The organism is Streptomyces sp. NPDC017991 (assembly GCF_044328075.1).
Lineage (GTDB): Bacteria > Actinomycetota > Actinomycetes > Streptomycetales > Streptomycetaceae > Streptomyces.
Window position 1 is genome coordinate 15,733 of the sequence record NZ_JBIRGP010000032.1, and the last position, 15,164, is coordinate 30,896.

The following is a 15,164-nucleotide window of genomic DNA, read 5'->3' on the forward strand; positions in this document are numbered from 1 at the left end:
CTTCCCCACCGGTACGACCTGGACCTGCTCCCCCACGGGTGCGAACACGTACTGACAGACGTGCCCCCGTCCAGACAACTCATCTGTCCGAACCCGATCTGCTTCTCCTCGACGTGGCCGGCCGGGACGACGCCGCCGTGAACGCGTTCCAGAGGTCGAGGGGCCCGAGCCGAGGCTTGACCGTGCGGTGGCGACTCCATACTGCATCCGCGAATTCGTTACCGCACGGCCGGAAGTCCGTCACGCGACGAGCCTCACTGGTATGTCGTCACAGTGCTCTTCGCGAAAAAGGACTCCACGTGAGACCGCTCATCAGGCAGCCCATTGAGGTAGTCAGCTACCACAGCGCTGATAATCTCGAAAGGCTGAATCTTTATGGTCGGCATGCTACTCAGGAGGTCCATCATCCTGCTCACCTTCGTATTCACGTCCCGACGAAGGGTGCAGGTGAACCTCTGCTTCTGCATTCCAGCTAGGTATTCATTGTTGAGGATGTAGCTTCGATATGCGAAGGCCATGTCGGCGAGCTTCTCAACATGGTCCTTCTCGTCTTCGATGAGCTCTTCATCCACACACATGGGATCAAGCGGCCGCAGCGCAGTCTCAAGAACAGCATCGACGTAGTGAGCAGGGGTGAGCTTGTGACGCTGCCCCGTGAGCTGCATGAAGAGAGCCTTGTCGCTGGTCCCCTGGTTGGCGAGCTGCTCAAATGCCGCACCGTACAGGTGAACGTTCCGATTCTCGTGCGGAACAGTACTGAGCTGTCCCACCCGATAGGCGACCAGCAGTGCCGAGTAGCGCGGAGCCGATGCCTGCAGCTCACGCAGAGCTTCCTCGCGGCTGGTCTGGCGCTGACTCGGATCGAACCGTTCCACGCGGGGACGTCGCTGTCGACGTGACATGGGACCGCCCTGCTGGGAAACCGAGATCGAATATCCGCCCTCTCGGCCGTCGGAGCGGTGAGCTACCTCGGTACCCTGCGCTGGTGCAGGACTGCTGGTCGCAGACTGCCTCAGCGGAGGAGCAAACGGCTGCTGGTCCTCGCGGGGCAATCCAGGTGCCGTGGTGTACACAGTTCCAGAGTTCACTTCCTGACCCTGGGTGAGGCGGCTAGACCGCTGCTCCGGTGCGGCCGGAGCAGCCTCTGCAGAGACCTCAGTCCAGAGAGAGCGGGATGAAGGGGAATCCTCCGCCAGGCCAGTCGATTCCTGAGGGACGGGGCCAGCAGACGGCACCGCCGTCGTCGCGGCCCCTACCGGCTGCGTGTGGGGCACGCTGTGAAAGTCCTGCTGCGCCGGAACGACGGGCTCTGTGGTCACTTCCTCGCCCGAGGAGGCATCCCCATCACTGCCCGTGAAACCAGCAAAGATATTGGCAGGGCTCTCAGCTGGCTCCGTGACCTGAGGCGCCGTGTCCTTCTTACCGTCCTCGGAGGGCTCGAGTACAGCGGTCTCAGGAGAAGCCGCCTCCGATTTGAACCCCGCGAGCGAAAACTTCGGCATCTGGGCAGCAAGCTTTTCCCGCCTCTCACTGGCTAGCCGTGTCTTCCTCTCTGCAGCGGTCTCCGAGGACTTCGTAGACGCAGTCTTCTTGGAGGCTCGATTGTTGCTGGACGTCACGCTACTGCTCCCTCGAGCTCGGTGTTGCGGTCAATGACGCGCTTGATCACGTCACTGGTGAACGTGGCCCAGTCCTCGGCCAGGTCCAAAGCCTTGTCAGGCTCCACCAGACGGCTGTTGGTGTAACGAGGACGAGGTACTGCATTGCCCTTCTCGTCCATAAGCATCTCGTTTGCGGCGAGGGCGAGTTCGCGAGCCGGCATGCCGTTGTTACGGCACGCGGTAGCCAGACCACGAGAGTCCCGAATGTGATCCCTCATCACCAAGCTCGGATCGAGTTCTGCCTCCTCAAGGAGCAGCTCAATCTTTACACGCAGAATGTCGAGTTCTCCGGTTGCCTCACCAGCAACCTTCTTGAAGCCCAAGAACCCGATCGCAGCGATTCCGAGCTCCGGGTTGATGAGACGAACGTCGGCGACAAGGTTCGCCACCGTCTGAAGGCCGCCAAGCATGGCGTCGTCGGAGTTCTTGACAGGCGTTACCAGGTGAGTGACGGCCGCAAGACCTAGACGCTGGACGGACACATCACCAGGAGAGAAGTCGACGATGATCCAAGCGTAGTGGTGTGAGATCTGCGCAAGAAGCATGGCGAGCATGAGGTAGGGCGCTTGCACATGCTTTCCCGCCAGGCGGCTGATCTCTGCGGCGAGGCCCGCGTTCGCCGCCCCTCCGACCGTCATGTCCAGATAAGGCTTCACGTTCTTGACTACCGTAAAAGCCTTGTCCTCGGTCACTGCTCCAACAAAGCCATATCCGTCGTCGTCGTACTTACCGCCGAGGATCTTGAGGTCGAGGCGCCCGTTCCCGTTACTGTCTAGCTCGATGTACAGGACGGGCTTCGCTTCATGTCCCTGATCCGCGAGGTGAGCCTGCTCCTGAGCCAGCATGTAGCCAAGGTTCACGCCCGTGGTGGTCTTCCCTTCGCCACCCTTACCGATCGTGACCCCAATGACGTTGCGCAGTCGGGGGCGTAGCTGCCCGACCAGCTCCTGGAGTCGATCCGGTGCTGTCATCGCGGTGAACTGACTCACGATTCTGAGCCGAGGTGCAAGAGATTCGAAGGTGTGAAGTTCCACTGGTTCTCCGCCGTCGCAGGGTTTGCGTAGTGGCACGTTCGTCTCGATGCAGATGTAACTCAACGATCGCTGGAGTACGTGCCTCTCGCAGCTCGTAGCGGATCCTACATGCGATCCAGTGACAAAGTCACGCATCATCAGGATGCCCACGGCACCGCGTAGTTGATCTAACTTTCGATCTCAGTACCTATCTGGCTTGTGGACAGCGGAAGAAATAGGATCCTTCTTATATCCAAAGGAGCCTATTGAGAGAAAGCTATTGAGATCACTTAATGCATCACTCGAAATTTGAAATAGACACAGGAAGTAATGCCTGCCAGCTGGCCTGCTTGATCCTCTGGAGAGGTGAGTGATGAAGTGAGTAAAGTATGTGATTTTGTGAAACTTGCAGGTCAGAGGCACTTTTACCGTCTCTTTACTTTCTAAATCTGTCGTGTACATGTCAAATTTTGGGTAAGAGTGACTGCCCGAGTGATCCTTTCCGCGTAAGCGAGGCACCGACATCAGGCACCACACACCTCACTCGTAGCTAATGTAGGCAAGCGCCAGTGGTGTGGCCCGGATGAGATGACGGAGCTACACGTACGGCGAGTGCGATCGCGGCAACGCGCCTCTCAGGCCGGCACGCAATTCACGTCACACCGTGCGGATGTGGGCTTACCAACGGGCTGACCGAGCAGGTTCTGATGCTGCGATCCCGATGCGTGCCCTCAGATCACGCAGATCCTCAACTACGCCTACAGCGGCCCCGATGCCGCGGAGTCGGCTTGATAGTGCGCGAAGCCGCCAGACCTCTTCACAAGTTCACATACATTCCTCGCCTCTTCACTCCGTCTGGGACCGATGAACCTCTCGTATCCGGAGCTTGGCTCTGCCCGAACGCACGCTGGCCGCTTCTGCAAAGGTGCCAGCTCGACGCGGCCGAGAGCGTTGAAACGCTATGTGAGGGCTGTGGCCTGGCTGGCACTCCTGCACGTAGCCAGGCCACAGTCCGGCAAGTCGCCGCCAGGTCCTACCTGGGCTACGCCTCTGCCCGTTCGTTGCCTAGTCGGAGAATCTTTGCTCTCATGCTGACCAAGCGGCCTCGCGTTAGCCTCCCTTACTCCATGAGAGGAGTAAGGGTTGGATAGTAGACAAAGCGGCCAACCACCGGCACGCCCCGTGCTGGACCGAGTCTTTGAACCGCCGCAACCCGAACGTTCAGCCCCTCCAGCCCCTGAGAGCCTGTAGCCATGCCCCGTGCAAAGATCCCATACTCAAAAACCGGGACCCTCCGCGAAAGACAGAGCAGGCCTCCCCACCTAGCGCGGTGGTGAGAGCCGCCGCAGGCATTCGTCGGGTGCCTGTCGGCAGCCAGCACTGGTCACCAGCCGCCGCAGCTCCGTGAACCTGATGCCATTGGCGAGGACGACGGTGAGCCATGCCTCAATCACCCACACGTCCACCCCGCCGCCCGTTTCGCTCTGACAGGTACCAGCGCGGCAGGACCGCGCCGACGTAGCCGTCCCGGGACAGTCGAGCGCCGAACTTGAGTGGAGCACCGTGCAAGACCGGCCCGTGTCCTGTCCTGCACAGCTCCAAGGAAATCAAACGCGTCGCAGTAGGCGGCCGGTAAGAACACCAATGCTTCCCCATACTCCAGCGGGCAGCGCGCGTGGGCCAGTTCACCGACATCATCGGGTCCCAAGACCACACCGCCGCAGCCCGTGCGCCACCCGCCACCAGCAGGTACCTGAACGCGCTGACCCTGCCCGTGCTTTCAAAAGTGCTAGGTCGCTGCTTCATCACCGGCATCAGACACAGTGGCGCCGACCAGGCGCAGGCAGCAGCAAAGGAGCAGAACTGGCGAGGGTCACCGCGGGGCTGGCCAGAATCGAGAACGGGCAGCGCAGAGCAGTCCGCCTCTCAGTCGGCGCCAGCAACGGGCCAAGGACGGCGCGCAGGCAGGAAAAGAGCGCGCTGTCTGGACCCGCTGCGAGCTTGGGTCATGGGACTGGTCGCTGACGAAAGGCAGGCCATCGCGCAAGCCTTCCTGACGAAAGGTCAGTTCGACCGGGGGAGTGCATGAGGGCCTGATCCAGATCTGACCGGGTCCGGCTGCTGACGTCACTCCGTGCGACCGACAGAGTTGAGACGATCAGGATGCTGTGAACGCATGCTGTAGGACCTCGTCGGAGCTGCAGTCGTGGACACCATCAGCGCCGCCCAACGTAAGCATTGCGACCAGCTCGCCATCTGGTGCCACAGCCCTCGCGACCGGCTGCTGATCACCTAGGCCGGCGACCGGGACCAGAAGGTTCCGAAGGTGCGGAAGGGGTTGTTCTTCCTTGGTGATGACGGCATACGTGCGCGAGGGCTCGATCCATTCGGTCGATGACCGGGTCCAGGTCCTACGGCCGGTTCCGGGTCTCCGCATGCGAAGTCTCTCGGATCCGCGGCGAACTCGATGCCCCCTGCGCGCGTTTCGGGAACGGCCGTTGGACCACACCTCCGACCACCGGGATTTCTGTCACCGGGCACGATGAGGTCCTCATGCTGTTGATCGGCGACAGCGAGTCGAAGCCGTTCAAGCCAAGGTTCCTAAGTGTCTGCGGGCCTGAGTCGTGGTCAGCTCATGGTCTTCGACAGTCACCGCGGACTGGCGGCCGCGGCGCGTACCAGATCGACGCGGTCCCACTGGCGTTCACCCGCAGGTATGAGGGTGAGGTGGGACCACCGCCGACCGTCATCGAACACCTATCAATACCCACGAGGACCAAATCGATGAGTTGATCGCCGAGGTCGAGGGCAGGATGGGCTGGCAGAGGTGCCGAGTTCGCTTCAGGGGAGACATCTTCGGCGAGATCGAATTGGACCTGTACGAGATGGTCGCCGCGACCATCCGCGCCATTTTCCCGTGGACGGCCAGCGTGGCCGTCTACGCTCAGCTGGACCTGGTCGCCGATGTCCTTGGACGCCTGTTATCCCGGTTCAAGGCCATGGTGCGGGAATCTGCGATCGGCACGCCTGCCTTTGGGCCGCCTGTCGGCCCACTGGAAGGAAGATTTGGCCAACCAGCCCACGGGGGGGGCGGCTGAATCGGGAAAATCAAACGCCGGCTCGACACCGTCCAGGTCCTCCCTCACCCCGCAGTCCTCGATCGACTCGGCGCCGCCGTCCTGGCCGAACTCCACGGCACATGGCAGCTTCGACGCCCAGCAGCTCGATCAGTGACCGTACAACCTGGTGGGACACGATCAACTTACGGAGTCCCAGGCCCTGTGCGTGGGGTCCCGGGACTCTGTGGCGCTAGATGAAGCGCAAGGTGCTGGGAAGGGGCTTACCTCATGCCCCAGCGGGAGTTATCGCCCGCCCCTGGGAGCGATCAGTCTTCTCCCCAGCCCGGCAGATGTCCACGGTCTGCGGGTCGACGGCTTCACCTGGTGATCCGGTCCGGTAGTCGCCGTCAGGGGCGCTGTCGCGGTCGTGAGGGACCAGGTAGAAGACCCGGCGATGAAAGAGGCTGGTCTCAGGGTCCCGCTCTACGCTGGAGGCAAGTTCTGCATAACCCACCAAGCGGCCCAGGCCATCGAAGGAGGGCTTGCCCTTGCGGTAGGGGGTGCCGTGAACGGCCTGGCGCACGTACTCCAACGTAGCGGTGTCCTCGAGCCAAATGATCTTGGATTCCCCGATGACGTCCATGTCGGAGAGTAGCGAGCTCATGGTGTCCGCACCCCTTCCTGTTCTTATTTTCCTCGGCTCGGCCGCTAAGGCTTTGTGCACCTGCGCCTGCCGACCTCCATCAGTCTAGAGGGGGCTCGCCTGCGCTGCGTAGTGGCCGCCCGTAGACAGCGCTGCGCGATGTCCTATTTCAACCCTGTATCTATGCATCGTCGGCAGACAGACCCAGCCCTGGGTAGTAGCGGGTGCCATTCGACTTGATCATCTCGTCGGGGGATTTCAGGCCAAGCTCGCTACGCATCCGGGTGGCGAAGCTACGCGACCCTGCCGGCCGGACGCCCTCGTCCTGGCACCACCGGGCATACACCCGATACAACACGGTCTGCTGGACCTTCATCCCCTCCTGCATCTGGCAGAGGTCGGACAAGAACCGGCCGACGTGGTCCTCTGTGGCCGCGTAGTTCGTAGTGGCCGTGCGCACTCGCGCTGGGCCTGCGAGGTTGTCGCGCTTACGGCTGGGGTCGCGGGTCGCAAGAAACTGGCGGGCACCCTCGATGAGCCACGCGAGAATACCGGGTCCCTCTTCCTCGACCAAGATGCGGGCCAGATTGTCGATCTTCTGGTTATCTGGGATCTTCCGCTCGAACGGAATCAGTCGAAGACGGCGCCAGAAAGCATGGCCTCCTGTGGCAACTTCAGGATGGTGGTTACCCAGGAGCCAGAGGTGATGCGTGGGAGCAAAAGTGAAGAAGTCCTGACGCATTCTGCGCGCAGTCACCTTGTCACCGCCGGTGAGAAGCTTGACGCGCACCTCGTCGAACTTGTCGGTGGGCTTGAGCTCGCTGCACACCACCAGGCGACGCCCGTACAGTTCCGTGAGCTCGGTCGAGTGCTCGGTGTAGCCACCACGGTCCATGAGGAAGCCGGGCGGTGCGGAGTGGGCGTAGTCCCCGAGAATCTGGACCGTCGTATCCAGCAGGACAGACTTTCCGTTTGCTCCGTCTCCGTGACAGAACGGCAAGACCTGCGCACCGACATCGCCCGTGATGGAGTACCCCAGCAGAATATGGAGGTATTCGATCATTTCTTTGCCGTCGCCGTCGTCACCGAAGATGTCGGCTAGGAAACGGAAGAACCGCGGAGTGGGCGTGGACGCGGGTGCAACGCGGGTGCAACGGGAGTTGAAGTCCCGCCTTGGGTCCGCCGCACGAAGCTCGCCCGTCCGGAGGTCGACCACTCCGGCTGGCGTGCACAGGGTGTAAGGGTTGCCGTCTAGCTGTTCAGCGTCGAGCGAAAGGGCTGGAGACGCTTTGGCCTGATGCAGCATCGCTTTCACGCCGCTTGTCGAGGACGAATACCGGCGATGCCGGAGGACGTCTTGGCGGGAGAACTGCCCTGTCGGGTCGTGCGTCGGCATCTGGGCGGCCATGTCACCAGCAGCCCAGACGGCGGCACCCTCACCACCGCGCAGCTTCCATCGGCCGGAATCCCAGGTGTACCAGCCGTTGCCTTCCACATAGCGGAACTGCCCTCCATACATGGAGGCGAACAGTTCCGCGTTGGCACGGTCAGTGAGGTCATGCGGCAGCCGTCCCGACGGCGGGGGACTGATGGCCTCGCCCGCGGGCCCGCCGAATTCCCTGGTCGCTTTCTGGGCAGGGAGGGTGCGCTCTGGGGCATCGGCAGCTAGCCCAGCGTTCAGATCGAGCATCTGCTGCGCAACAAAGTCGGGGTCAAAGGCAGCAGCGGGGCGGTCGCTGGAGGTGCTCATGAGCGTCCTTTGAGGTGGAGCGGGCGGCGGACCCCCGCACCGAGTCCGTCACGAATGGTCCGGTTGTTCTTGGCTGACTGCGCAGGCCGTGCCACTTCAGCCGCCCGCGTAAGACGGTCCACTGCCTCCGCATGTGACAGGCGTCCAGCAGCAACAAGCCCGCCAGCGGTGAATGCGGCCCTGTTCAGCTTGTCGGTGAACCCGGTTCCTTCCGACGCCGTGGCGCAGGCCTCGACCGCTTCGAGCAACCTGCTGAGCCCGTCGACTGCTCCTGATCGGCGTGTCAGAACCGGGGCGGCCTGCTGCGGAACGGGGGAGGAGGTGACCGCATGCCCGGTGCGGTTCAACTCTGCGGCCAGCCAGGCCGGCAAGGGAGCAGGTTCCAGGACTGGCCCCACAGGCCGGTAGGTGCCTGACTTCGTTCGCGTGAAGGGCGCCACAACGTAGCCCTTTTCCGCACGAACATCGACCTGCCAAGCCAGGGCTGCGGTAACCCCAGCCCCGGAGGAAGACCGCATGCGGCTGCCCTGGGGCAGGGAATACCACACATGGATGCCCCCAGACGCCGTCCGCACCCTCAGAGTCGTCTCGTCGGAACAGGGGCTTTGCTGCCCACGATAGGCGGCGAGCAGGCCGAGGGTATGGAAGCCGTTCTCGAGACCTGCCAGATCGATCGACGGATGCACGGGAATGCCCGGCAACAGTCGTTCCCGTGAAGGCTGTTCTTGCGTGTGCGCGTCGATGTCGAGCACTACCAAGCGAGCTGGACCGCATGAGACGGCGACACCGAAGTCGGGGTGTGCCGCCCACCAGGTGCGGATGCGTTCGACATCCGTCGTGGCAGCGTGAAAGCCGTGGCACCACCGGCCTGCCGCATGACAGGAGCACTCTTCAGGGGAATGGTCCTGGAGTCGGCAATCGGAGCAGTTGGCAGCAGGAATCTTGCGTCCGGGAACCAGCGGATGCACGGGCCAGCCCTTCCGAGCACACCAGATCGCCGTGTCCACCGGCAGGGGCTCCGACGGCGCGGTGAAGAGTTTGGGGTGGCGGAGCACTCTGCCGGTCCTTGCTCAGGGTGCGGGCAAACCGCACAGCCGGTTGAAATATGCAGGTCACTGAGAAGCAGGTTGAAGTTGAGGGGCTGGAGGGGCTGAAGTCTCTTGTCTGTTTGGCGCGAGCCTAGCGCAGGGATCCTTGGTGCATAGGACGCAGGGCCCAAGTTCATGGACATGCCTCAACTTCAGCCCCTTCCGCCCCTGGGTTCGTCTCAGTCGAGGGGTGAAAGGGGCCCAGCTCTGGTACCGCCGAAGCGGTCTTGGAGCCCACCTCGGTAGGAGTGGCAGACCTTCAGCCCCTGCCCTTGGGCGGCGTTCTGCGGTCACTGTGGACCAATAGAAGCCTGGAGGGGCTTATTTGATTGCTTATGACCCTTTTAGGAGGGTCGGTAGGGGCTGAATTTCCGTGACCCTACCGCACGGCTTCGGTCACGTGTATCCCGGCACGCTCTCTCTTCGCCATCCCTGGAGTTCTGCCCCTCCAGCCCCTGAACTGCGGCGCAGGGCACCACCTTTCCCAGGGCCTGGGACAAGATCCTGCGCGGTTCTCCTCTGTGGGCTGTCGTGAACCCTGCAGGAAGGCCGGGAAGGGGCGGAAGGGTCGGAACGCTCTCCCTCAGGGGCAGAGAGTGGCTGGGCCCTCTTGCATATCCGACACATTTGAGCAGGTCAAACGTCGTATACCCCTGCGCCACAGGGGCGGGAGGGGCTGAACTTTCCAGTTATCAGTGTCCCGGGAACTCACCTCAAGCGTATGTCCTTTTTGGAGGTTTTATTCGCGCGCGCCTGCATACCCCTGCACGCAAGACGGTTGGCAACTGGAAAGTTCAGCCCCTCCCGCCCCTGTCAGGCCTTTGAGGCCGCTCTGACCTGTGGATTCTTAGAAGGGCTGAGGGGCCGACGGACTGAACCAGACTCCGCCCCGCCCCCCTCAGGCCCGTTTGAAGCCTAGATTTTCGATGGCCTGAACTGTGAGCACCTCCGATGGCGCCCTGCCCCACGGCGTTTCCACCGGCTGACAAGAGATCGTCAATAGCAACAGCATGGTGTCGATGTGCAAGGGGTCGGCATTCGAGAAACAGTCCTTCGGGGTGGGACGGCGGCCGGTGAGCCGGGCGATCAGGCGTCTGATTTCGGCGGGGCTGAGGTGGATGAGCCGGTAAGATCCGTTTCTGCTGTATCCGTGTCCAGTTGTCGGGCTCGCAGGAGGGTCAGGCAGGCGTGGGCGTTCATGGTCAGGGTGATGTGGCGATGCCAGCAGGGATGCCGGCGGAGCCGGTAGTCGTCCAGGCCGCACCCCTGCTTGGCTCTTTAGGAAGCATTCCTCCAGCGCCCAGCGCCCAGCGCCCAGCCGCTGCCCGAGATGCGGATCAGCTCGTCCGGCGTGGTGTCGGCGGGGCAGTAGGCGATGTAGTAGGAGATCTCGTCGGGTCTGCTGACGCTGCGGCGGGCGAGGACCCAGTGACGGCGGTCCTCGCGGTGCCAAGGCCGGACCTCGACGCGGGTCCGGTCGTAGATGCGACGGGTGTGGGCCCTCTCCCTACAGGGACGGCGTTTCTATTTGTGCCGTGGGAGGCCGGGGAACAGATTGTGGACGGGGTGGTTGAGTGCCCAGTGGGTGACGACCGTGTCGTGTCTCGTTGTGGCTATGACGTGGAAGATGTCTGCTTGCTCAAGTTCGAATCGTCGGCCCTCGGTGAAGCGATAGGCGGCGTCCGCTGTCACCCGGCCGAACGGGACCTTGTCGGCGATGGCGCGGCGGACCGTCGCCTTGGCCATGGCCACCTTCGTCTCGAAGTGGACTGTGTCGTCGATGCCGGCCCGGCGGCAGCGTTCCCGGTCGTCCGTCCAGGAGGAGGGCAGATACATTCGCCGGTCGATCAGAGTGCGTCCACGGCCGGTGGCGTAGGCGAGGAACACACCGACCTGGCTGTTCTCGGCGCGGCCGGTGGTTCCGGAGTACTAACGCTGCACTCCGGCCGAATGAATGCCCTTCTTCAGAAACCCGGTGTCATCGACGATCAGGACGGCATCTGGGTTTCCGAGGTGTTCGACGACGACGTCGCGTACGTCGTCCAGGACCGCGTCGGCGTCCCACTCGATGCGGTTCAGCAGCCGGTGGATGAGACCGGGGCAGGCATGCCCGGCCTCATCCACCAGCGTCCGGCCGTTCTTTCGCTCCAGCGGAGCAACCAGCCCCCGCATATAGGCAAGCGCGGACTGTCGCGGCTCCTCCCAGTTGAACTGGTGCATGAACTGCTCATGCGCCGCCCCGAGTTCACCTGCCCAAACCTGATATCAACAAGGTCCCCACCCATGACCACACCAACGACCGAGCTGGCCAGCAGCCACGGCAAGCACCGTTGCAGTACTAGTTCGGAGAAGGGACAGGCTGCACGAACACAACCAGGAAGTCCCACTGCAGCAGCGCCACTGCGCGCACTACACAGAACTGACCTCCAGGGCAGCAGCACACCGATGTAGTCCCCTCATCTTCCGCAACCCCACGAGCCGGAGCAAGGTCGGTCAGTACGAGTACGGCGTGATTCAACCGCTCGTTCCTGCCCAGGTCGACTGGTCCGTTGAGGCAGCCACCACCCGGCGACACGACTCATCCTTGCCCTCGCCGTTGCGAGTACGGGACGTGATGTTGGAGCGGCTCCGCATTGACCGGCAACTCGAAGGGGCCTTCATCTACGGGTCTGATCCGCCCCACCTCCCGGAGGTGTTCGGGCTAGATGAGAAGACTGCGATGCGCTATTTGGACTCCGCACGAGCACTACTGGAACAGGCCGCTGAACAGCAGCTTCAGTCACGTCCGGGTTCTGCCGTCGGTTTTCGGGAAGCTGAGGCAGCCGCGGCGGCACGGGTTTCAATCCGCCCAGGGTGAGGTCGAGCAGGGGGGCAGATTGCCCCCTGGGGGCGTGGCGCCCGCCGTCTGCTCAGTCGGCGCGAGAACCGGAAGTCCGGTCGATGATCTGTGCCGCAGGCTGCACGGCGAGCACGCCGCAGACTGCTGCCAGCGCCCACACCGGCCCCATGAACCCGCGCCCGTCCCCGCCGCGAGCACCACGGCAGCGGCTTACAACCACCAACTCCGCAGCCCCGCCCCGACCGCCGCGAGCCTCCATGAGGCGATGAGGAGGAACACGCTGACCGGTGCGTCCAGCGTCAGCCCGACAGCCCACCTCGGCAGCGCCGACTCCGTCTCGGCGATGGCGTCATTGAACGCCCCCAAAGCCTCGCCCGCCGCCGTCGGTGACGCGAACACGAAGTAGTGCCCGAATCCTCAAATGAACGCTGTCGGGGGTTGTTGCTGAGGTCGTAGTAGCTGAGGTCATAGTGGCTCAGGTACCCGAAGTACAGTCACGACAACAGGAAGGCGAGCACCGCGCAGAGCACTGCCGCCATCGCATTGGTCGAGCCGTCCCGCTCCCGTGGTCAGGTAACTGGCAGTTTGCTCAGGTCGGTTCGAGACTCACTTCGTCCCGGGTAGGGAAGTTAGGGCGGCCGTCATCCATCCGGACCGTCAAGTAACCACCGGTGTGAACCTCTTCAACGGTTCCCAGATCTCCGGCACGGTGCCGGGCACCGAGCGCCTCGATGTCGGTGATGAGCTTGATACGGCTTCCGCGCATGACCATTCCTCTCAGGCCGTCCGTGCTGTCCGGCTCCCTGTCACAACCCGTCTCGGCCGCCGGTGGTTCAACGACCGACGCGAAGTGACAGGGCAGCCGTCGCGCCCCGCCCGCATGGATTAGCCAGGGGAGGGGACTGTCCGGCCGGCGAGCAGCAGATCGCCGGTGCCGTCGAAGACCACGGCGCCATTGCACAGGAGGCTCCGGCCCCGCTCCGGGTCGCTGTTGCCGCCGCGGGCAGCAGGTCGTGCTGCTCGGTGAGGTCGACGGCGCCGAGGACGCTGTAGAGCGTGTCGTAGGTTTCGGCGCGGGTGCACTGGTGCTGGATCACGTTGCAGTGGGCCAGGCCCGGGCGAGGGGCGGGGTAGCCGTACAAGGCGGTGGCCATGGCATGTTGGGCGGGCGAGGCGTCGATGGCGGTGATGCGGGCGGGCTGGCGGTGGCCGGTCAGGTGGGTTGCGTGCCGTGTCACCCCGGCGCCGAGGTCGCCAGCGGACCGATCAGTTACGTCGCCGAGGGCTTCAGCTCCGGGCCCGCCGTCCTGTCCCCAACTCCAGGCCAAGCGGCCAGGTATGGCGCGGTCGGTGGCGTTGCGGGTGCCGCCGTAGTGATGCCAGAGGTCTGCGGTGCGGATCACCCCGACCCATCCTGGTGGGCACCGTCAGCAGGCTGGTGCGTTCAGGTGATTCCCACCCGGGGTGCCGCGAGGCTCCGGGTGGCCGGAGGCCCTGCGGCACAGCGTGCCTAGGTCGGGCAGGGGAGTCACTGCCTGGCGATCGCGCTCGGCGGCGTCCGTCCACAGCCGTCAGGCGGCCCCTCAATCGTGCACAGCGATGAGGTCTGCCGTGCGCAGCACCGAGTCGTCCTCCTTGGCGTCGACCGCGGGTACGTGGTGGAGGGAGTGGCTGCCGCGCTTAGAACTCCTAACGAAATGATCTTTGAGGTGGTTGGATCGCTCCGAGACTGATGACCTGGGGGTGTGCGGTGGCTCGGTCGAAGCCGTGGGACGTCGATGACGAGTTGTGGGCGGTGATCGAGCCGCTGTTGCCGAAGGTGGAGCGTCGGGCCCTGCATCCGGGGCGCAAGCGGCATCCGGACCGACTGGTGTTCCAGGGCATCCTGTTCGTGCTGCCCACCGGGATCGCCTGGGAACACCTGCCGCAGGAACTCGGCTTCGGCTCGGGCATGACCTGCTGGCGGCGCCTCGCGGAGTGGACATAGGTCGGGGTGTGGCCCCGGCTGCACGAAGTCCTCCTGGCCGAGCTCCGCGGCGCGAGCGCTCTGGACTTCTCCCAGGCAGCCGTGGACGGCTCCCACATCTGGGCGTAAAAGGGGGAGCCAAGACCGGACGAAGCCCCGTCGGCCGGGGCAGGACGGGCAGCAAGCATCACCTGATCACGGACGCCACGGGCATTCCGCTCGCCGCGACTTTGATCGGCGGTAACCGCAACGACGTCACCCAGCTGATCCCACTCCTTGAGGCCGTGCCGCCGGTGCGGGGCAAGCGCGGCCGGCCCCGGCGCCGCCCCGATGTGGTGCTGGGCGACCGCGGCTACGACCACGACAACTACCGCCGACTCGTCCGCACGCTCGGCGTGAAGCCGCAGATCGCCCGCCGCGGCACCGAGCACGGCTCCGGCTTGGGGACCCAACGCTGGGTCGTAGAGCGCGCCTTCGCCCACCTGCACTGGTTTCGCCGTCTGCGGATCCGATGGGAGATCCGCGACGACATCCACGAAGCGTTCCTCACGCTCGGATGTGCACTCATCTGCTGGAGACGCCTGAAGTCATTCCGATAGGAGTTCTTAATAGGACTCCGTCAGGTTTTTCTTGATCTTGTTGTTGGGTGGGTTGTGGTGGGGAGGGGTTGCTGGCAGCTGGTGCAGATGCCGGTTCAGCACCTCAGGGTGTCTTGGTGAGCGTCGAGGATCTGGTAGAGGGTGATGCTGGTTCCGGTGCTTTTGGGGCCAGGCGCTGTTCGGTGAGGAAGGCGTGGGCGGCGGTCGCGAGGGTGATGTGGTGGTGCCGGCCGGGTCAGGATCGGCCTTCGAAGTGGTCCAGGCCGAGGCCGTGCTTGAGCTCTCGGTAGTCGTGCTCGGTGCGCCAGCGGACCTTGGCCAGGCGGACCAGATCGGCGGACGGGGTGTCGGACGGGAGCTGGACAGCCAGTATTCGGTCGGTGCCTCGGCACCGACAGGCCACTCGGCGAGCAGCCAGCACTCGGGCAGGATCCCGTCCCACCAGCCCTGCTCGGCCGGGGCCGCTGCTTTGATCGGGCGTTCGACGGCTTTTCCGGCCGGGCGCACGCGCATAGCCGCGAAGCGGGAACACAATTCCCCTTTCGA

Annotated in this window: 10 protein-coding genes and 3 pseudogenes; 3 read left to right on the top strand and 10 right to left on the bottom strand. The window is 63.8% G+C overall.

Translation table 11 applies throughout. The annotated features are described in order from the left end of the window. Window positions 1–254 precede the first annotated feature (254 nt). The 3 genes from ACH4DZ_RS44170 to ACH4DZ_RS44180 form a co-directional block, all read right to left on the bottom strand. Window positions 255–1,619, bottom strand: coding sequence for a hypothetical protein (locus ACH4DZ_RS44170; protein ID WP_398295385.1), 1,365 nt, complete (start codon window positions 1,617–1,619; stop codon window positions 255–257). Further along, the gene (locus tag ACH4DZ_RS44175) at window positions 1,616–2,650 is read right to left on the bottom strand and encodes a ParA family protein (protein WP_398295387.1); all 1,035 of its coding nucleotides are present in this window, start codon (window positions 2,648–2,650) and stop codon (window positions 1,616–1,618) included. The genes ACH4DZ_RS44170 and ACH4DZ_RS44175 overlap by 4 nt, the downstream gene beginning before the upstream one ends. 1,346 nt (window positions 2,651–3,996) lie before the next feature. Next, window positions 3,997–4,128, bottom strand: a complete 132-nt coding sequence (locus tag ACH4DZ_RS44180; RefSeq protein WP_398295388.1) for a hypothetical protein — start codon at window positions 4,126–4,128, stop codon at window positions 3,997–3,999. A 1,335-nt stretch (window positions 4,129–5,463) separates the two neighbouring features. On the opposite strand from ACH4DZ_RS44180, the gene ACH4DZ_RS44185 reads away from it, so the two are divergent. After that, entirely contained in the window at window positions 5,464–5,772 is a 309-nt protein-coding gene (locus tag ACH4DZ_RS44185; protein ID WP_398295390.1) for a hypothetical protein, read from the top strand. Between the two features lie 247 nt (window positions 5,773–6,019). On the opposite strand, the gene ACH4DZ_RS44190 is transcribed toward ACH4DZ_RS44185, so the two are convergent. From ACH4DZ_RS44190 to ACH4DZ_RS44205, 4 genes and pseudogenes are all read right to left on the bottom strand, one after another. Next, window positions 6,020–6,397: a DUF6009 family protein gene (locus tag ACH4DZ_RS44190; RefSeq protein WP_265650980.1), complete on the bottom strand. Its 378-nt coding sequence runs from the start codon at window positions 6,395–6,397 to the stop codon at window positions 6,020–6,022. Between the two features lie 160 nt (window positions 6,398–6,557). Beyond that, complete coding sequence (locus ACH4DZ_RS44195; protein WP_398295392.1) at window positions 6,558–8,126, bottom strand: phage/plasmid primase, P4 family; 1,569 nt, start codon at window positions 8,124–8,126, stop codon at window positions 6,558–6,560. Continuing rightward, window positions 8,123–9,181, bottom strand: a complete 1,059-nt coding sequence (locus tag ACH4DZ_RS44200) for a bifunctional DNA primase/polymerase (RefSeq protein WP_398295393.1) — start codon at window positions 9,179–9,181, stop codon at window positions 8,123–8,125. Before ACH4DZ_RS44200 ends, ACH4DZ_RS44195 begins: the two co-directional genes overlap by 4 nt. Window positions 9,182–10,300: 1,119 nt before the next feature. Continuing rightward, window positions 10,301–11,499 (bottom strand): annotated as a pseudogene (locus tag ACH4DZ_RS44205) (IS701 family transposase). 819 nt (window positions 11,500–12,318) lie between these two features. Here ACH4DZ_RS44205 and ACH4DZ_RS44210 point away from each other — a divergent pair. Continuing rightward, complete coding sequence (locus tag ACH4DZ_RS44210; RefSeq protein ID WP_398295395.1) at window positions 12,319–12,459, top strand: hypothetical protein; 141 nt, start codon at window positions 12,319–12,321, stop codon at window positions 12,457–12,459. A gap of 183 nt (window positions 12,460–12,642) precedes the next feature. Here the strand turns inward: ACH4DZ_RS44210 and ACH4DZ_RS44215 are convergent, their stop codons facing one another. Continuing rightward, the gene (locus ACH4DZ_RS44215) at window positions 12,643–12,819 is read right to left on the bottom strand and encodes a hypothetical protein (protein ID WP_398295397.1); all 177 of its coding nucleotides are present in this window, start codon (window positions 12,817–12,819) and stop codon (window positions 12,643–12,645) included. Window positions 12,820–12,938: 119 nt separating this feature from the next. Beyond that, complete coding sequence (locus ACH4DZ_RS44220; protein WP_398295399.1) at window positions 12,939–13,136, bottom strand: DUF5999 family protein; 198 nt, start codon at window positions 13,134–13,136, stop codon at window positions 12,939–12,941. A 649-nt stretch (window positions 13,137–13,785) separates the two neighbouring features. On the opposite strand from ACH4DZ_RS44220, the pseudogene ACH4DZ_RS44225 reads away from it, so the two are divergent. Beyond that, window positions 13,786–14,618: pseudogene (locus ACH4DZ_RS44225) on the top strand (IS5 family transposase). Between the two features lie 103 nt (window positions 14,619–14,721). On the opposite strand, the pseudogene ACH4DZ_RS44230 reads toward ACH4DZ_RS44225, so the two are convergent. Further along, window positions 14,722–15,164, bottom strand: a pseudogene (locus ACH4DZ_RS44230) (transposase); the annotation flags it as partial.